General features: G+C 44.7%; 14 protein-coding genes and 1 pseudogene. 8 read left to right on the forward strand and 7 right to left on the reverse strand.

Going from position 1 to position 19,700, the window contains the following annotated elements; translation table 11 throughout:
• Nucleotides 1-10: 10 nt before the first annotated feature.
• The 3 genes from L3J70_07290 to L3J70_07300 form a co-directional block, all read right to left on the reverse strand.
• The gene (locus tag L3J70_07290; protein ID MCF6236162.1) at nt 11-475 is read right to left on the reverse strand and encodes a DUF2384 domain-containing protein; all 465 of its coding nucleotides are present in this window, start codon (nt 473-475) and stop codon (nt 11-13) included.
• 96 nt (nt 476-571) lie between these two features.
• On the reverse strand, nt 572-2,488 hold the full coding sequence (locus L3J70_07295) for a RecQ family ATP-dependent DNA helicase (protein ID MCF6236163.1): 1,917 nt from the start codon (nt 2,486-2,488) through the stop codon (nt 572-574).
• Nucleotides 2,466-3,341: a DNA ligase gene (locus L3J70_07300; GenBank protein MCF6236164.1), complete on the reverse strand. Its 876-nt coding sequence runs from the start codon at nt 3,339-3,341 to the stop codon at nt 2,466-2,468. The genes L3J70_07295 and L3J70_07300 overlap by 23 nt, the downstream gene beginning before the upstream one ends.
• A gap of 175 nt (nt 3,342-3,516) precedes the next feature.
• Between L3J70_07300 and cbiM the strand changes: the two genes are divergently transcribed.
• The 5 genes and pseudogenes from cbiM to L3J70_07325 all read left to right on the forward strand — a co-directional run bounded on the left by cbiM (nt 3,517) and on the right by L3J70_07325 (nt 7,349).
• On the forward strand, nt 3,517-4,167 hold the full coding sequence (cbiM, locus tag L3J70_07305; protein ID MCF6236165.1) for a cobalt transporter CbiM: 651 nt from the start codon (nt 3,517-3,519) through the stop codon (nt 4,165-4,167).
• A gap of 36 nt (nt 4,168-4,203) precedes the next feature.
• Nucleotides 4,204-4,992, forward strand: a complete 789-nt coding sequence (gene cbiQ, locus L3J70_07310) for a cobalt ECF transporter T component CbiQ (GenBank protein MCF6236166.1) — start codon at nt 4,204-4,206, stop codon at nt 4,990-4,992.
• Between the two features lie 15 nt (nt 4,993-5,007).
• Nucleotides 5,008-5,727, forward strand: a pseudogene (locus tag L3J70_07315) (energy-coupling factor ABC transporter ATP-binding protein).
• A 292-nt stretch (nt 5,728-6,019) separates the two neighbouring features.
• A complete protein-coding gene (locus L3J70_07320; protein MCF6236167.1) occupies nt 6,020-6,649 on the forward strand; it encodes a histidine phosphatase family protein in 630 nt (209 codons plus the stop codon).
• A 43-nt stretch (nt 6,650-6,692) separates the two neighbouring features.
• Nucleotides 6,693-7,349 carry a DUF3047 domain-containing protein gene (locus L3J70_07325; protein ID MCF6236168.1) on the forward strand — a complete coding sequence of 219 codons (657 nt, stop codon included), beginning with the start codon at nt 6,693-6,695 and terminating at the stop codon, nt 7,347-7,349.
• Between the two features lie 3 nt (nt 7,350-7,352).
• Here the strand turns inward: L3J70_07325 and L3J70_07330 are convergent, their stop codons facing one another.
• Genes L3J70_07330 through argH form a run of 3 tightly spaced genes read right to left on the reverse strand, consistent with a single transcriptional unit; the run spans nt 7,353 to nt 12,338 of the window.
• Nucleotides 7,353-8,669 (reverse strand): peptidylprolyl isomerase, encoded by a 1,317-nt coding sequence (locus L3J70_07330; GenBank protein ID MCF6236169.1) that lies wholly within the window; start codon nt 8,667-8,669, stop codon nt 7,353-7,355.
• A 31-nt stretch (nt 8,670-8,700) separates the two neighbouring features.
• Nucleotides 8,701-10,944 carry an LPS assembly protein LptD gene (gene lptD, locus L3J70_07335; GenBank protein MCF6236170.1) on the reverse strand — a complete coding sequence of 748 codons (2,244 nt, stop codon included), beginning with the start codon at nt 10,942-10,944 and terminating at the stop codon, nt 8,701-8,703.
• Nucleotides 10,941-12,338, reverse strand: a complete 1,398-nt coding sequence (argH, locus tag L3J70_07340; protein MCF6236171.1) for an argininosuccinate lyase — start codon at nt 12,336-12,338, stop codon at nt 10,941-10,943. Before argH ends, lptD begins: the two co-directional genes overlap by 4 nt.
• Nucleotides 12,339-12,544: 206 nt before the next feature.
• Between argH and groES the strand changes: the two genes are divergently transcribed.
• Nucleotides 12,545-12,835 carry a co-chaperone GroES gene (gene groES / locus L3J70_07345; protein ID MCF6236172.1) on the forward strand — a complete coding sequence of 97 codons (291 nt, stop codon included), beginning with the start codon at nt 12,545-12,547 and terminating at the stop codon, nt 12,833-12,835.
• Nucleotides 12,836-12,900: 65 nt separating this feature from the next.
• Nucleotides 12,901-14,547 carry a chaperonin GroEL gene (groL, locus tag L3J70_07350; protein ID MCF6236173.1) on the forward strand — a complete coding sequence of 549 codons (1,647 nt, stop codon included), beginning with the start codon at nt 12,901-12,903 and terminating at the stop codon, nt 14,545-14,547.
• Nucleotides 14,548-14,636: 89 nt separating this feature from the next.
• On the opposite strand, the gene L3J70_07355 is transcribed toward groL, so the two are convergent.
• Nucleotides 14,637-16,634 carry a heparinase II/III family protein gene (locus tag L3J70_07355; protein ID MCF6236174.1) on the reverse strand — a complete coding sequence of 666 codons (1,998 nt, stop codon included), beginning with the start codon at nt 16,632-16,634 and terminating at the stop codon, nt 14,637-14,639.
• Between the two features lie 570 nt (nt 16,635-17,204).
• On the opposite strand from L3J70_07355, the gene L3J70_07360 reads away from it, so the two are divergent.
• Nucleotides 17,205-19,700, forward strand: a complete 2,496-nt coding sequence (locus L3J70_07360; GenBank protein MCF6236175.1) for a penicillin-binding protein 1A — start codon at nt 17,205-17,207, stop codon at nt 19,698-19,700.

A 19,700-nucleotide genomic window follows, 5' to 3' on the forward strand; every position in this document is an offset into this window, starting at 1 on the left:
AGACTCAAATCTAAGAAAATACACCATGCCGAATACGAGCAATCAAGTTTCTGACTTCTTGCACCCCCATTTCCGTATCCACATAATCGGCAGGCGAAGCGCCGCCCAATGCTTTCTTTGGTGTAGTAAACCAGTGCGATGCTTTGGTTTTATCTCCCCCCAGCATATCCACTGCTTCATCAAAAACCATAGCAATACGTGCTAAACGATCCGATTCATCGGTACGCAGTTTGCCTTCGGTTTTGCGCCTTGTGAGTGTTCGAGTGGTAATGAGAGCGAGCTTTGCGACCGCTTGTTCTGTCAGCCCCATGGTTTTAGATAAGTGGATAACGACACTGACATCAAGCCCTTCCCTGACCTTGTTGATCATTGTCGCCCGGTTGTTGATATGCAACCCCAAACTTCGCCCGAAAGGTGTCGCAGTTTTTTTTAGCTGAATATCTATTGAGGGAACAAAATGTGTGTGTGGAATCATATTAAAACCCTCTAGAAAAGACTCATGTCTGAATTATATCGGCCATCTGGCTTAACTTCAATATAATTTGTTTATATTTGTTTATATATGTTTTTATCAAGCAACCGCATGAGCCAATAGTTGCTGAAAAGGGACATGTGACAGCGCACCAAACAGGGGGCTTTTTGTGAGCTTGGCTCGGCTGAGCTTGGGTGAAGTGATGCCACATAAAAATCGGGCTAAAGTATGTGAATCATGCAGCAGAGCTGTGTCAGCCTGTAAATCTAATGCTTGTTGCCAGACTCCTTCATCAATGGCAACGGCTGGATGCTGGATATCTTCGGCTGTTTTACCTTCCAGACACCAAGAGCAATGACCGCAAGGTTGATCCCTCTGATCACCAAAGTGAGTTGCCAGAAAATTGACCTGGCAGCTTTGATGGTGAGTCAACTCAAGCACTTGTTGCAAACGTTTAATTTCACTATTTTCACGCTGCAAGGCGCGTTGGTGCAGGTCTGTTGCCAGAGCATCGGTCGTCTCTGGGCTTTTAATCCGCTGATAACGATTACGAAGCCCCGATACTTTGACTTCCAGAAGGTTTTTCTCACTTAAATAATCCAATGCACGAATGATACGATCTCGCGTTGTATTGATGGCTTCAGCCGTTTGTTCAAGATCAATATTGAACCAGATTTTTGCTTTTTGTGCCTGCCTGAAAATACTCGCAATAAACTCACGGCGTTCACCTTCAAAGCGGTTAAGAATCTCGTGTGAACTTTGCAAAGGTTTAAATTGATACGTGGAATAGAAGGGCGTTCCACCTTTCAGGTAACCATCCAGCTCCAGATAAGTGAGCAGAGTACGCAAAACCAGCGGACGAATATCATGTGCCGATGAGAGCGTATATTGGCTGACGCTGAACTCATCTTCATGAGAAAATAGCTCAGTCACCAGGCTCTTGAGTGATACTAGAGAAGGCGTATCGCCGTAGATAAAATTTTCAAGAACATTCAAATCATTTGCACAAACGAAAGTTTCACAGATGGAAGGCAGCCCATCACGACCCGCACGGCCAATCTCCTGAGCGAAGTTTTCGAGGCTTTTGGGCAGGTTATAGTGATAAACGTAGCGAATATTTGATTTGTCCACGCCCATACCAAAAGCGATGGTGGCGACGACGATGCCATCATCAGAGTTCATGAACCAATCTTGTGTATTGCTGCGCTGTTCACTTTTCATACCCGCGTGATACGCACGAGCAGGAAAGCCAGCTTGAGCAAGATGTGCTGCAATTTCTTCAGCGGTATGCTGCAAGGTGACATACACAATGGTGGAGCCGTTAGGCTGATCCTGTAGATGGGTTAATAGCTGCTGATCTCGGTTTTCATGAGTGGCTGTGGTGGTGAGCACGGTCAAATTCGGGCGATAAAAACCGGTGCACACGGCATGTTTTGGGGCGATATCAAAAGCACGGCGGATATCTTCTTGAACGGTAGGTGTGGCCGTCGCGGTTAAAGTGAGCACACGTTTAGCGCCACAGCGTTTGGAAAATTCGGGTAACTTCAGGTAATCCGGCCGGAAATTATGTCCCCACTCAGAAATACAATGCGCCTCATCAATGGCCAATAGTGCAATAGGCAGTCGCTCAATGGTGGCACGAAAACGCTCATTATTAAAACGCTCCGGTGCGACATAAAGCAGGCGTAATGTTCCCGAGCGCGCTTGATTAAGCACCTCATGATATTCAGTGGCACTCAAGCTGGAATCAAGACGAGCGGCGGCAATACCGCGTTTAACCAAAGCATCAATCTGATCTTTCATCAAAGCGATCAGAGGAGATACCACCAGTGTAAGCCCCGGCAGCAGCAGTGCGGGCAGTTGATAACATAAGGATTTTCCACCGCCCGTGGGAAATACAGCCAAGGCAGAATGCCCTTGCATTAAATATTCAATGACCTCACGTTGGCCTTCATTAAAGTGATCGAAGCCAAAGTGTTGCTGTAATGATTCATCAATGGAAGGGTTGTTTTTCATCGCTCGATAAACTCCTGATACGTAAAAAGCTGGCAAATCGCGGCAGTCCCTTCGCTGTTTTACCATAATACTTGTAGGTGACCATTGAGCCAATAGGTGGCGCTTCTCTACGTTGTTGATCTGTAAGCCCTGTGCCGAGGCGAAAGCGTTTGTTGTCTTTTGTTTCAACCAGCAATGCACCGAGCATTCCTGTGTACTTCCCCTTGCCCGGCAGATGAGCAATCACGCGTGCCTCTGCATTCTGAAAGGATTTTACTTTCAATAAATCATGGCTGCGACCTGCCAGGTAATAAGAATCTCCTTTATGCAGCATTAACCCTTCTCCTCCGGCTTTCACCACTCCATCTAGCTTTTTCATTAAAACTTCATGGCTGGAAATTCGAGAGTGTTCGACTAATTGAAGATAAGAGGAGTCTATTTTTGAAAACAAGGCTTTCAGTTTGTTGATACGATTAGTGAAGGTGACGTTTTTCAGTGGTAGATCAAACACCATGTAACGCACTTTACGCCAATCGTCGCTGGGTTGATCGTCACGAACGATACTCATTAATTGCTCAAAGCTGTTACGTGAAACCCACAATTCGCCATCCAGCGGTTGTTTTGGAAAACCCGCAATAAACCAACTCGGTGCATGGTAGATATTGCCTTTTTTAGATCTCAGTTGCTTGCCATCCCAGTAGGCGCGTACACCATCAAGCTTTTCACTCAACCAGTACTCTTTTAAATCCACGCCTTGTTTATAGGTATGTGCCAGAGGAAGTTTAGGCGGCTCTATATCAGCAAAAACTGTTTTAAAATTACAAAAAACCAGTATGAAGCTGATGAGTATTAATAATCGAGCCTGTCGTAACATGAGTTATCATCCTTGATTTAGCACCTGTTAATAAAATATTAGCACGAGCCATGAGCGTCAACAATCGACTGACGGGAAAAGGACAGGTAGCGATTTTCCAGTCATCGTGTTACTTTATTGACATTAGTATGCGCAAATAACCTGCTCGCATTAAATTTCGGGAGAAATCACTTCAATGCACATTTCAGACGGCATTCTTTCCGCTCCCGTTCTAGCGGCTGGCTTTGTTGGCACCGCAGCACTAGCGTATCTGACCATGCGCAACATGGATATGGATGACGTGCCTAAAATATCAGTCATCACCGCTGTTTTTTTTATCGCGTCACTGATTCATGTGCCCATAGGGCCTAGCAGTATTCATTTAATCTTGAATGGTCTCGTGGGCGTTGTTCTTGGATGGCGTGCATTTCCGGCCATCATGCTGGGCATTATTTTACAAACCATTCTTTTTGGTCATGGTGGTGTCACCGTCATCGGCGTGAACACATTAATGCTCGGTGGTGGCGCATTGATTGCTTATATTGTCTGGCAACAGCGGCATCGTTTCTCATTTAAAAATAAAGATATTTTATTCGGCGGACTCGCCGGAGGAGTGGCCACAATTTCATCTGGAATCATACTTGCGATCGCACTGCTCACGACTGGTGAAGAGTTCGTCGTCACCGCAGGGCTTGCACTGGGAGCTCACGTTCCTGTCATGATTCTTGAAGCGATTGTGACGGGATTTTGCGTTGCTTTTATATTGAAAGCCAAACCTGACTTACTTGCGGGACAAATCGTGCAAAAACGAACCACTTCACCGGTTAACGCAACGGCTGATTCATAAACATTCAACCCGACCCATTAACAGAAGAGACTCACAGTGCCGCTCGATATTGATCGCTTTGCGCATATAGACTCCCCGTTACAACGGTGGGATCCTCGCTTGAAAATAGCCTCCCTTGGGGTTTTAATTTTTGGCATCGCCTTGTTAAAAACACTGCCTCTGGCAGTGATTGCGCTCGGCCTTGCCAGTGTGTTGCTTTGGTCTTCTGCGCTGCCTTATCACTTTATTTCAAATGGCATTAAATGGATTATTTTCTTTTTACTGCCCTTTTTTTTGATTTTACCTTTCAGTTATCCGGGTGAAGCTGCTTTTCATGTAATCGGCCTGCCTTTTGCTTGGGAAGGGTTGCGCCTTGCCTCACTTATTTTCATCAAGGCACTGGCCATTGTCATGTGTACTTTTTCTATTTTTGGAACCTCGCGCTTTGATATTTCGATGATTGCATTGCAGCATTTGAAATGCCCTAAAATTATCACCCAGATGCTACTTTTTACTTATCGCTATACCTTTGTTTTTCTCGAAGAGATGCGCCGCATGCAGCTTGCGATGCAAGCACGAGGTTTTGTGATGAAAACGAATATTTATACCTTAAAAGTGATCGGTAACTTTATTGGCACACTACTCATACGCAGTTTTGAACGCACCGAACGTGTTTATAAAGCCATGCTATCCAAAGGCTATCAAGGTGAATTTCATTCTTTAGTCAAATTTCAGGCGATACGTAAAGATTACATTAAAGCCGCAGCCGCACTCAGTATCACCCTGATTCTTGTGATAGGTGATTTTTCAGGTCTTTTTACACCCGCCCTTCAGGGCTGGCTTTAATCAAGAGAGAAAAACGTGTCAGACGATAAATCTTCTATACGAGTCAAAAATGCCTTTTTTAGTTACCCAGACGGTCACGAAGTTCTAAAAGGAATTTCATGTGATATCAAACCTGGTGAAAAGGTCGCACTGATTGGCCCCAATGGTGCGGGTAAATCTACGTTTATGAATCTACTCAACGGCATCAATTTAACCACAAAAGGTGAAGTTTTTATTGATGGAATGAAAGTTGTCAAAAAGAATTTGATACAAATCCGCCGTAAAGTCGGCATTGTATTTCAAGATCCTGATGACCAACTTTTCTGCCCCACGGTATTTGATGATGTGGCCTTCGGCCCACTCAATTTAGGTTTGTCTGAAGACGTGATTCGAGAGCGCGTTAAAAGCTCACTTGAAGTCGTTGGACTCGGGGGCTTTGAAGAACGCTCATCATTTCATCTCTCTTTTGGCGAACGTAAACGCTTAGCGCTGGCAACCGTGCTCTCATACCAACCTGAAATATTGGTCTTCGATGAACCTTCAACCAATATGGATCCACTGAATCGACGGAAATTAATTGAATGGTTAAAACAATCCGACAACACTATTTTGCTGTGTACTCATGACCTTGATATTGCGCTGGAAGTTTGTGATCGCTGCCTAGTGCTTTCAGAAGGACAATTCATTAAAGAAGGCCCCACCTCAGAAATTCTTTATGACCGAAAGCTATTGGAAGAAAACAAGCTCGAACTGCCGCTTGCATTGATGACCCACGAACTGTTGCATGACATTTTGCATTCTGCAGAAATGGATGAAGAGCACCGCTCAATTATTGGCAAGTTTTTGCACTCTCATCGCCATGCTCACGGTGCGGACGGCCATGTGCACTACCACATCCATGCGCATCCACATGAACACGGCCATCTGCACGATCACACTAACGCAGAACACTCTCATCACGGAACACATGGGCATGGCGATGATCACCAACACTCCCATGATGATGTAGTGTCTCACTCACACTCAACCACCGATAAAAAACAACACGATGCGTGAAACAGAAGATTCAACCCAGCTACTCTTTGTTCGACACGGTACGCCTGACTTCCCTGGAAAACGTATTTACTGTGATGGTAAAGAAGATCCCGCTCTAAATGAAAAAGGGTTGAAGGAAGCACAGGCTACGGCGCAACTTCTAAAAGGCTGCGATGCCTCCGCCCTCTATTCCAGCCCACTCAAGCGCAGCCAAATGACGGCCGCTGAAATTGCAAAAAAAACGGGGCTGGCCATCATCACGCATGAAAAATTGAAAGAGCGAAATTTTGGCATTTGGGAAGGGCTCTATTTTGATGAAATCGAGAATAATTTTCCCGAAGATTACAAACGCTGGAAACAAAGCCCTGCTTGTTTCAATCCAAAAGGCGGTGAATCCATTCATGATATGAATCATCGTATCCAACAAGCAATAAATGAAATAATTACTGAAAATTATGGCAAAAAAGTCATTGTCGCCTGCCATGTTGGCCCCATTCGAGTTGCACTCACCCAAGCCATGAAGATGCCTGTTGAACACTATCGACAACTGCGCATTGACTGTGCCTCTATCAGCCGCATTGATTACGGAGCAACACAAAATAATTTTATCTATATGAATGTCACAGCGGAAATAGAATTATAAAAAACCTGAAAATAAAGCAGCTAAAAGCCAGTTGGAGCATCAAATGATACATACTCAAATTTTCATATCCTCCATCACTGTATTGCTGGTCACACTGACATCTTCACTACAGGCCGAAACAATCCGTATCGGCGACTTCAGTCAAGGTGATCTCAGCGGCTGGGAAGAAAAGTCTTTCGCTGGCAACACCCGCTATCAAATCGCAGACACGACCAAAGGGAAGGTGTTGCGTGCTAGTAGCCAAGGCAGCGCATCGGGACTATTCAAGAAGGTCACTATCGACTTAACGAAAACACCATACCTGTATTGGTCGTGGCAGATAGACAACATATTTAGCGGCAATAATGAGCAAACCAAGAACGGTGACGATTACCCAGCACGGGTCTATATCGTCGTCTCTGGCGGGCTGTTTTTCTGGCGCACGCGAGCAATAAATTATGTCTGGTCCAGCAATCAAACAGTGGGAACAAGCTGGCCCAATGCTTTTACTGACAACGCACTGATGCTCGCCGTGCGCTCGGGAAAAGATGACGATGTAGGCCGCTGGGTGCAAGAACGCCGTAATGTGCGTGAGGATCTACGCCGCCTTCTTGGCAAAGAGGTCACCCAGATCGATGCTGTGGCAGTAATGACCGATAGCGACAATACTCAACAAAGTGTCTCGGCGGCCTACGGTGATATTTATTTCTCCAGCGAATAACGGCTACCGCAACTCAACATACGCTTCATCCCGCAAACGACGCAACCAGGTTTGATACTCTTCTTCCGCTTTACGCTGTTGTAACAAACGCCGAGCCTGAGAGCGTTTAAACTCTTCGGTATTATTATGAGCTCGTCGATCTAACACTTGTACAATATGCCAGCCAAAGCGGGTTTGAAAAGGTTCGCTCACTTCGCCGGGCCTCAAAGAGTCCATCGCTTGTTCAAATGGCGGCACCATCTCACCTGGACTCGTCCACCCCAATCCACCGCCATCAGATGCAGAGCCTTTATCGTCAGAATTGGAGCGCGCTAATTCAGCAAAATCATCACCAAATAAAATGCGTTCTCGTAATTCATCAAGGCGCTTAATAGCACTCTTTTCTGTTTCAATCTCAGAAGTGCTGATCAAAATATGCTGAGCTTTTGTTTGGGTCACCGAGTGCTGCTGTTCATTGCGTTGATCTATCAGTTTGATAATGTGAAATCCACTGGGACTGCGCACGACAGAGCTTACATCACCTTTTTTCATTTTAGTCACAATATCTGAAAACAGTGTTGGAAGTTGCCCCCCTTCTCGCCAACCTAAATCACCCCCTTCCAGTGCACGCTGGCCATCAGAAGAAGCCACGGCAACTTCTTTGAAGTCAGCCCCTCCCTTTAACTTTTGCAGAATTTGTTCTGCTTTAAGCTGTGCTTCTTTAACCTCTTCTGGTGAGGCCGCTTCGCTTGTAGCAACCAGAATATGCCCCAGATGATACTCATTTCCTGAATCACCCTGTGCCCCAGCGCTGGCAAGGTAATCATTCACTTCTTGCTCGGTGACATTGACCTGGCTCTCAATTTGACGCTGGCGTAGACGAGTTATGATAATTTCATTGCGAATATCTTCTCGAAATTTTTCAAACTTGAAACCGTCCTCTTCCAGCACATCACGAAATGCCGTTAAAGAGAGATTGTTTTGTAAGGCAATATTGCTGATCGTACTATTCAGTTGATCATCATCCACTCGAATTCCGGTCTCTTTTGCTAACTGAAGCTGAAGCTGCGTCATGATCAGTTGTTCCAGTAACTGTTTACGCAGTATATTGTCTGGTGGTGCTTGTACTTTTTGCTGAGAAAGCTGCTGCTTCATCGCTTTCATCTGGGTTTCCAGTTCAACAGACGTAATCACTTCACTGTTCACCACAGCAATAATATGATTCAGCGGGATGGCCTTTGCATCAATAGCAGACTCTTTGGCAGAAACTCCGGCAGCCGAAAAAAAACAGGAAATTCCAACCCAACTCACTAACAAAGCTAATTTTTTTAATTGATTCATTTTTTATCTAATACTTACCTGAAAATTTATATTATTCATCATAGCCAAGAATACCACGCTCCAGAATCTGGCGGATATCTTGTCCGATCGCAGACAAGCCTTTCAGTTCCAGTTGCAGTGAAATGGACTCATCGTATTCATCCTTGAGACTATCCACCAGAAAGCGTTGTGATAATACGCGTACAGCCCAACAACAGCTGCTATATTCTAACCCTGCCAATGACTCCAGCAATCGACTCTCGTATTGTGAATAGTTCCAACGCCCCACAGCACTCCATTTTGAAGAGAACTGCCAGAAAAAAGAGAGGTCGATCTGTTTTTGTCGTTTGTTTTCAAAACGGTAACCAAAATTTAACACATGACGTTGACTTGGCTTGTATTGCAGCCGCACCGTTTTTTTATAGAGACTGTCTGTTTCTGGCTCCCAGTGCAGCTCTGTTTTTCCATTCCAGTGATTATTCAAACGAAATTTAATCTCGCCTATAGTATCCGATTGACTCACCGTTTCCATGCTCACTCCAGACAATTGAACGAAGCGATCACGAAAGTACTGTATCTGACCAATTCGCGCCTGAAAATATTCCTGTCCGTTATTAGCATCCAGCAGACGTGAAGTTAATGCGACCGTCAGTTGATTCGCATCACCAATTCGATCAGAGCCGCTGAAACGGTTTGTTTGAAACAGCTGTAAAAAATTAAAACTGGGTACGGCCGTATCAAAAACAGGTAATTCAGACTGGCTCCTGAAAGGTACATTAAGATAAAAAAAGCGGGGTTCCAGCGTATGCAGTAACGGCTTTTTGCCCCATGCTGTATCCCGCTCAAAAAATAGGCCGCTATCTAAACTCACAATCGGCACAGTACGCACAGGTTGCTTTTCAGCCTCATCGACCACTGCGCCACCAAGAGCATAGGCCGTATGACGCAGTGTCAATTGAGGTTTAAAAAATCCCGCTTGCCTGCCGAATAATCCACTTATTTTGGGCTGTAAATCAAAACGTGTTGCATTGATGCTTTCTGCACGCTCAAAACGCACCAATTCACTTTGAAAATTGAATTTTATAGGTCCAAATTTTTGCTGTGGCAGATCATAGATAAGCTGTGGCAAACGCCGATAAGGGCGTGATGAATCCGCCAAATTTTTATCGACAACCTGATGATTTTGCAATCGTATTTTAAAACGTCCCATATTGCCGCCGTAACTCAAATCCAGACGGCGCTCCACATAGCGCGCACTGGAGCTGGCAAGGCTACCGCCCAGATCTTCTAGGTAATCTGTATCAGAAACTTGATTGAATCGTACCACCAAATTCCAGTTTTTAGCGATTGAACCATCATGTTTATAGTTATAAAGCGCTCGACTCCCACCATAAATTTTGTCTTTCGGTAAAAAGTCAGCTTGAAGTGACCCTCCACCAAAACGGCTTAAATAACGCAGCTCATTCTTTAATTGCAAACCACGCTTTGCCATATAAACCGGCGTTAAAGTCGCATCGTACTGCGGTGCAATATTCCAGTAGTAAGGCACACTGATTTGAAAACCGGATCGGCTTGAGTTAGTAATTCGAGGCGATAACAAGCCCGACTTACGTTGGTCATCAATTGGAAATGAAAGATATGGAAAGTAAAAAAAAGGAACCTGCTTAAAAGTTAGTACCACACGACGTGCGCTGCCTATTGCATTTTTTTTATCCAATTTTATTTCGGGTGAACTCAAGTACCAATCATCATTACCGGGGCGACATGATGTATAGCGTGCTGTTTTCAGACGAATCAACTCAGGGCTATCAACTGCAATGGTTTCAGCCAGACCCCGACCATTAATATCTGTCATGAAAAATTCAGCCTGGTTGAATTCACCCTGTTTTTGGTTCAGTGAAAATACCGCATCACGACTCGTTAACGAAAAAGCGCCATCCTGAAAACCAACGTCACCTTCAGCGAACACTTGTGATGTATTTTGTTGGTATGTTGCAGATTCAGTGCGGAGTGTCTGACCCGCTTGCTGAATTACCACGTCGCCATCAAGAACATAATTACCATGATCGGCCATCGTCACACGGTCAGCCGTCAAATAAAGAGGTGCCAATGCTTCATCACCTTTCCACTCTACGGTCGGTTGATGCACGTTAGACCATGGCGGACATTGCTGTGAAGGCGTCAAGTCAATCGAATCTAACCCCATCAATTCTGCAAACGATGAGTGCGGTAAAGCCAGCATGAAAAATAGACTCAGCCACTGACGTAACCGACCGTGATAACGGGCTTTTTTCACGCAGACAACATCCGCGCTCGTGCTCGCTTGATCGCTGCTCGTACTTGATTGGGTGCGGTGCCACCTAAATGATCGCGTGCCGCCAACGAGCCTTCCAACGTCAGCACATCAAAAACATCGCTGCCAATCGCATCAGAAAATTTGCGTAATTCGTCCAGTGTCATCTCACTCAGATCTTTCGACTGCTCAACGCCCAAACGTACCGCTCTGCCCACAACTTCATGTGCATCACGAAAAGCAACGCCTTTACGCACGAGATAATCGGCAAGATCTGTGGCGGTTGAAAACCCTTGAAATGCCGCTTTCGCCATATTATCCCGATTGATTGCCATGGCAGGAATCATATCAGCAAAAACTTTTAGTGAGCCTCGAAGCGTATCAATGGTATCAAACAGCGGCTCTTTATCTTCTTGATTATCTTTATTGTAAGCCAGCGGCTGCGCTTTCATCAGCATCAGTAATGAAATCAAATTACCCGTCACACGCCCCGCTTTGCCGCGAACCAGTTCGGGCACATCGGGGTTTTTCTTTTGCGGCATAATGGATGAACCCGTGCAAAAACTGTCAGACAACTCAACAAAGCCAAACTGAGCCGATGACCAGATAATCAACTCTTCCGAAAAACGTGACAGGTGCGTCATCAAAAGCGCAGCGGCTGCATTGAACTCGATGATAAAGTCACGGTCACTCACCGAATCCAGTGAATTCTCTGTTGGTGCATCAAAACCAAGCAACTCAGCGGTATAGGCTCGATCAATCGGATAACTGGTTCCCGCCAGTGCTGCCGAGCCCAGCGGCATCACATTGACTCGTTTACGACAATCTTTCAACCGATCGTAATCGCGTGACAACATCTCAAACCATGCCATCAAGTGATGTCCAAACGTAACTGGCTGCGCCACTTGCAGATGAGTAAAGCCCGGCATGACCGTTTCAACTTCTTTGGAAGCCACATCCAGTAAAGCATTTTGCAGGCGCTGTATTTCAATGGCAATCTGATCAATCGCATCACGTAGATAAAGGCGCATATCAGTGGCGACCTGATCATTACGCGACCGACCGGTATGCAGCTTTTTACCGGCAATACCAATTTTGTCGGTAAGACGGGCTTCGATGTTCATATGTACATCTTCCAACGCCACAGACCAATTAAACTCACCGGCTTCAATCTCTTTTTCAATGGCCTGTAAACCACCAATAATTGCATCGCGGTCAGAATCGCTCAACACACCGACATGTGCCAACATACAAGCATGAGCGATTGAACCCGTGATATCTTGTTTATACATTCGCTGATCAAACTCGACCGAAGCGGTAAATGCCTCAACAAAAGCATCTGTTGGCTCCGTGAAGCGCCCAGCCCAAAGTTTGTTTGATATCTTGCCTACTGCCATTACTGTTACCTGTCTCTGATTTTATCCAAGGTGCGAAATTATAACGAAAGCAGTGAATATAGGTAAGCAGTAAAAATTTTCACTTTACCCCTTGATTACAAGATAATTACCCCTATTATCTCTATCACTCTTTTGAGAGTGTGCGAAAAAGCACTCAATTACTTCATAAAAATTATTATTTGAATAACCCTATAGGAGAATCACTGATGAAGGTACGTCCTTTACATGATCGCGTCATTGTCCGTCGCTTGGAAGAAGAAACTACATCTGCAGGCGGTATTGTACTTCCTGATTCAGCCACTGAAAAACCAATGCGTGGCGAAATCATTGCCGCAGGTAACGGTAAAATTCTGGAAAATGGCGATGTTCGCCCGCTTGACCTGAAAAAAGGTGACTCAGTTTTATTCGGCAAATACTCAGGCACTGAAATCAAGGTTGATGGTGAAGAACTGCTAGTAATGCGTGAAGACGACATCATGGCGGTGATTGAAGCTTAATCAGTTTCAGATCTTGCAATTAATTAAGTCATTTAAAATATAAAGTTATATATAGGAATAATATCATGGCAAAAGATGTAAAATTTGGTGATGACGCACGTCACCGCATGATCGCAGGCGTTAACGTTCTTGCGGATGCAGTTAAAGTTACACTAGGCCCTAAAGGTCGTAACGTTGTTTTAGATAAAAGCTACGGTGCACCAACCATCACTAAAGATGGTGTCTCTGTTGCGAAAGAAATCGAACTGGAAGACAAGTTCGAAAACATGGGCGCACAGATGGTTAAAGAAGTTGCTTCACAGACTTCTGATGCGGCTGGTGACGGCACAACCACTGCGACGGTTTTGGCTCAAGCGATTCTTCGTGAAGGCATGAAAGCAGTCGCTGCGGGCATGAACCCAATGGATCTCAAACGCGGTATTGATAAAGCTGTTATTGCTGCTGTTGCAGAATTGAAAACACTGTCTAAGCCTTGCACCGATGAAAAAGCGATTGCACAAGTCGGCACTATCTCTGCTAACTCTGATACTTCAATCGGTAACATCATCGCTGAAGCGATGCAGAAAGTAGGTAAAGAAGGCGTGATCACTGTTGAAGAAGGTTCAGGCCTGGATAATGAGCTAGATGTTGTTGAAGGCATGCAGTTTGACCGTGGTTACCTCTCTCCTTATTTCATCACAAACCAAGAAAACATGAGTGTTGAGTTGGAAAGCCCACTTATCCTTTTGTTTGACAAAAAGATCTCAAACATTCGTGATCTTCTTCCTTTACTGGAAGGTGTTGCTAAATCCGGCAAGCCATTGTTGATCATTGCTGAGGATGTTGAAGGTGAAGCATTAGCAACTTTGGTTGTTAACTCTATGCGCGGTATCGTTAAAGTATCTGCAGTGAAAGCACCTGGTTTTGGTGATCGTCGTAAAGCGATGCTGGAAGATATTGCGGTATTGACTGGTGCTACTGTGATCGCTGAAGAAGTTGGCCTCAGCCTTGAGAAAGCAACTTTGGAAGATCTGGGTTCTGCTAAACGTGTTTTGATCACTAAAGACAACACTGTCATCATTGACGGCATCGGTAATGCAACCACAATTGAAGGTCGTGTGACTCAAATTCGTGCTCAAATCGAAGAAACTTCTTCTGATTACGACCGTGAAAAACTTCAAGAACGTGTTGCTAAATTAGCAGGCGGTGTTGCTGTTATTAAAGTAGGTGCAGCGACTGAAGTTGAGATGAAAGAGAAGAAAGCTCGCGTAGAAGATGCTCTACATTCAACACGCGCTGCTGTTGAAGAGGGCGTTGTTGCCGGTGGTGGTGTTGCTCTGGTTCGTGCCATTGCTGCAATTAAAGACCTTAAAGGTGATAACCATGACCAGGACACAGGCATTTCAATCGCACGCCGTTCAATGGAAGAGCCTCTACGTCAAATCGTACAAAATGCAGGCGATGAAAGCTCTGTGATTTTGAATGAAGTGGCTAATGGCAAAGGTAACTACGGTTACAATGCAGCGACCAGTGAATATGGTGACATGATTGAAATGGGTATTCTTGACCCAACCAAAGTCACACGCTCTGCATTGCAAAACGCAGCTTCTGTTGCGGGCTTGATGCTCACTACTGAAGCGATGATTGCTGACAAACCTGCTGAGTCAGGTGCTCCAGCCATGCCTGATATGGGCGGCATGGGCGGCATGGGTGGTATGGGCGGCATGATGTAAATCATTCCGGTCTGCTAATTCAAGCGACTAAAAAAGCCCCGCTGGAAACAGTGGGGCTTTTTGTTTTTAGGGTCGGAATATAAATAAATTTAAGAAAATTTACAAACTACCTCAACAGTAAACTCTGTTTCTCCCTTAATTTTCTGACTTACAATCACAGTTGTACTCGGTACTTTCACATCAAATCGACGTGAAACCCAGCCACAAGGAGGCGATTCTTGCCCTCGACAGCTCTTGATTTCAACATTTGATGGCAGCGTCATGACCATCTGCACACCCTCGTTAATAGCTGTAATTTCATGGCCATCAATAGTGACATCACACGCTTCTGAAAAATGCCAAAACTGCTCAATCAGATGCTCAGCATCACATTCGAGCCTATCTGTGATTAAAAATTTCGACTCTTTTTTAGAAAAAACAATCGTACGCTGATGTTTAACAGGATCACTCAGACGCATATAACCATCATGCTCCCCTGAGAACTGCTCTTCTTCAGGATCAAGCGTCCATAAGTCACACTGAGTGTTGGCTTTTTCCATCCACATAAAGCTGCCACCAATCACAGATTGATCCTGTCCATCAACCTTGATCGTATTATGCGCTGAAGTCCCACGAAAGTAGTCTCGCCACACTTTTTCAGCATGATAAGAGTATGTCCCTGGATCCACTAAAAACTCACGTCCCCCAATGGATAAATAGATGGCTAAAGCATCGGCATGGCCGTGTGCTGCAATGGATTGATAACCGAGCGGCCCCGCATCCACAACCATACGAATTTCATTCGGCTGTTCAAATTCCTGGCCTAAAATATAATATCCACCCGAATGAAATGCACGATGCACAGGGAGCAGTTTAACTGAAGGCTCTCTACCTATGGCATTAAATTTTTCTTGCGCTTTCTCTCCCAACAACCAAGCTGTTTTGTCATCAAGAGTGCCCGTCTTTTGTTTAAAATCTGCACGATTAAACAAGATTGATCCCGTGACCAATAATGAACGATAAGGGCAAAACCCATTTTCTTGAGAAAGCCTGACTGCATAACCATCATCAGCATCACCAATCATTGGAATATTACCTGCAACATCCATGATTGAGGCCAAATATTCCAACATTTTTTCAATTGTTTTATGGTAACTTTCAGGAAATTGAATTCCACTGGCTTTTCCGGCCAACATCGGAAGTATCAAGAAATCCAGCACAAACTGCTGATACGAAATGGCCTGCTCAAGATTCACTCCATCTTTACCGTTTTGAATTTCAGCCTCATGAATCAGCTCTTTTTGTGCCGATTTTTGCCATTTTTCAAACTCAGGCCAATAAGGCCAGGTGACGGTTGCAATGAATAGACCCGATAATTCGCCCATCAAGTGATTATTAGCTGATGAAAAACGTGAAAAGTGCCCTCGGATAAAATGTGCATGCTGATAAATTGACGTTAACCATTTATTTCGCAAAGTAAGCCCGTCTTTTCCTTCAAAAATTTCAGAATCTGCCCCACCAATCCATTGCCAAATAAAACTCCAGTTAATCAAGCGAATGGCATGCTCTAATGAACTGACCCAATGTGCCCCCTGCAAATAAGGACACTGCTCTAGCCAGGAATCCAATTGCACAGCTAGGCCATCCAGATATTTAGTATTTTTCGATACATAATATGCCTGAGCTAATGTTGTCAATTGCAAATGCCTGTTAGGCTCCCACAAATATTTAATATCACCCACAACATCTGAACTTCGGTAATTCATCGTCTTACCAAAATCCAAAGGTGACACCGTTCCTGTCAGGGGATCTTTATTCCATTCAGGCGGATGCCCGATCGCACAATTTTCCTGGGCAAATATAGTCAGATAACCTTCTAAAATTCGATCAGCAGCCTTCAATAACCCAGCCTCATCCGCACACTGGCCACCTAACCACAATGTCGCCGGAGTTTTATCAAAACCACTGACAACCCGAGCAGGTTTTGCAATGAAAAAACCTTTTTCTTGCAATTTTGATGATAACGTTGCAGCCGCCCGATGCGACACTTCAGCAACGGACATACACCTGAAGCGGTTGTAATACCAAAATAGTTTATTTTGCAACACAGAAGCTCCCTACTTAGACCCGTCAATAACCTGATTTATGGACAGGTTCTTATCTCAACAATGCCATAACTTAAAAACAGTGATTATAAACCTGTTATAAATGGAATCCAAAAAAGCCGAGTTGTAGTGGCCTAATAATCCCGCCACTACTGTCCGGTTAAGCATCATCCAGTCTCAAAATTAGCTGATTTTGTAATTTTTGTGCAGGCGGCGAGTGTACTGGATCGGGATGAAGCAACTTAAAAATCAAGCGACGGCTGGTCAAGTTTGCAGTGACAAGGGGTAACTGTTCGATAATTGAGCCAGCTTTAAAAGCAGAATGGAACGTTAGTTATACTAAATTATCAATATCCTAAAAAGAAGATTAGAGGTTAATTTGGGTCTATTCCACATCTTTTTTCATATGCTCGCGGCTAGACATTATGTATTGCGCGATCTATTTAGTTACAAAAACTTAACTTTGAATCAATAATATGTATCAATGTGACTCTGTTCCTGCCATGGCACCAATGTAATTGAGTTATACTTCGCCATTTTGACCGTGTTACTTTAGAACTTATTATCTGAACTATGAAGAAAAAGTCTCGTATTTTCCGCGTTGTTTTGGCGCTGTTTGCTAGCACAGCTCTGGTCGTGATGGCTGTGGTACTCGGAACTTATCTCTATCTAACACCAAAACTTCCTACGACAGATCATTTAAAAGAAACGCAATTACAAGTGCCACTGAGAATTTATACTCAAGATAGCAAGTTAATAGGCGAATTCGGTGAAAAGAAGCGTATTCCCGTTCGTTATCCTGAGCTGCCCAATATGATGGTAAAGGCTGTTCTATCTGCAGAAGATGATCGGTTTTTTGAGCACCCTGGGGTTGATTATCAAGGAATTTTACGTGCTGCATTTATATTGATGACGACGGGTGAAAAGGCGCAAGGCGGAAGTACTATCACGATGCAGGTGGCACGTAATTTCTTCCTGAGCCCTGAAAAAACTTACTTGCGTAAACTCAATGAAATTCTGCTTTCACTCAAAATTGAGCGTGAATTGAGTAAAGAGGAGATTCTCGAGCTCTATTTTAATAAAATTTATTTTGGTAACCGAGCTTATGGCATTGCTTCTGCATCGCAGACCTATTATGGCGTACCACTGGATCAGTTGACGATTGCCCAAATGGCCATGCTGGCAGGTTTGCCCAAAGCGCCGTCAACAATGAACCCTATTATAAATCCACCACGAGCATTAGTGCGCCGCAACTATGTACTTAAACGCATGGTGGCACTGGGCCATATCGACCAAGAAACGTATCAGCAGGCTAAAAATGAAGTGGATGATGCAAAAAACCATGGGTTTTCAACGGATCTTGAAGCGCCTTATGTGGCTGAGATGGCACGATCATATATGGTTGACCGCTTTGGACAGGAAGCTTACACCCATGGTTACAAAGTATTTACAACACTGGACAGCCGTCTACAACAATCTGCAAATAAAGCGTTACGCCAAGCACTGCTGGAGTATGATCGTCGTCATGGCTATCGGGGCGCAGAAGAGCGAATTGATGTCGATGATCCATCTGCCTGGCAATCTGCGCTTAAAAAATATCGCTCATTTGGCCAGCTAACACCCGCTTTAGTGGTTGAAATTGGAAAAAAATCGGTCGTTGCCCAGTTGCCCTCTGGTGAAACGACGCTCGTTTCATGGGATGGCCTATCGTGGGCACGACCTTATATTGATGTGGACTACCGAGGCTCAGCGCCTAAGGTCGCAAGTGATATTTTGGGTGTTGGAGATATTATTTGGCTACAAAAAGGAAGTAGTGAAGAGGTTCCGTGGCACTTAACCCAGATACCGACCATTAACGGCGCTCTGGTTTCTCTGGATCCAGAAAATGGGCGTATTATCAGCTTGGTGGGTGGCTTTCACTTTGCGAGAAGTAAATTTAATCGAGTGACTCAAGCACAGCGTCAAGCGGGCTCCAGTTTCAAACCATTTATTTATTCAGCGGCATTGGATAAAGGCTTTACAGCAGCTTCGTTGGTCAATGATGCACCGGTTGTGTTTGAAGACTCAAAGCTGGAAAGTGTATGGCGACCCGAGAATTATAGTGGCAGGTTTTATGGTCCGACCCGTTTGCGTGAAGCGCTGACAAAATCACGTAATCTGGTCTCTATTCGACTGTTACGCAGTATTGGCATCGGTTACACAACGCAATATGTTGCACAGTTTGGCTTTGATAAAGCCCGGTTACCCCGTAATTTATCACTTGCCCTTGGCAGTGCTGCTGTCACACCATTGGAGTTGGCGAACGCCTATACTGTGCTGGCCAACGGCGGCTATCGGGTGGAGCCTTATTTCGTTGAGCGTATTGTGGGTGCGAATGGTGAAATCATGGAGCAGGCGCAGCCTGTTACTGTTTGTCGTGAATGTGAAGCATCTTCTAGCCCTGAAGTTGTAGACATTAATAATAATTTCAGGCGTGATGAAATAGTAAAAACCTCCCCACGATCTGAAGCATATGGGGTGATTGCTCGTTCGCCCGAAATAGACGCAGGTGATGGTGCACCTATACCAGCGGAGCAAGTTGTTTCAAAGCAAAATATCTGGTTAATCACCAGCATGATGCGTGATGTGATTAAACGAGGCACGGGGCAACGTGCCATGGCTTTGGGACGTAATGATCTGGCGGGTAAAACCGGAACTACGAATGATCAATTTGATGCTTGGTTTGCCGGGTTTAACTCCAGTGTTGTGACGGTCGCTTGGGTCGGGTTTGATCAGGTCGCAACATTAGGTGCACAAGAGAGTGGTGGTAAAGCAGCACTACCTATGTGGGTCAGTTATATGCGGGATGCACTAAAAGGTGTTCCTGAGCATGAGCTCATACAGCCAGAAGGTTTAGTCTCTGTAAAAATTTCCCCTGAAACAGGCATGTTAGCCAGTGTCGACCAAGCGGACGCTATCATTGAAACATTCAGAGAAGAAAATGTACCGCAGCAGAAAATTCAAAGCGATGCCGTGATTATGACAGGCGGCGAAGACGGACAGCCTGTTGTGGAAGAAGAGCTGTTTTGA

The sequence above is a fragment of the Gammaproteobacteria bacterium genome (assembly GCA_021648145.1).
Classification (GTDB): Bacteria; Pseudomonadota; Gammaproteobacteria; order JAADGQ01; family JAADGQ01; genus S141-38.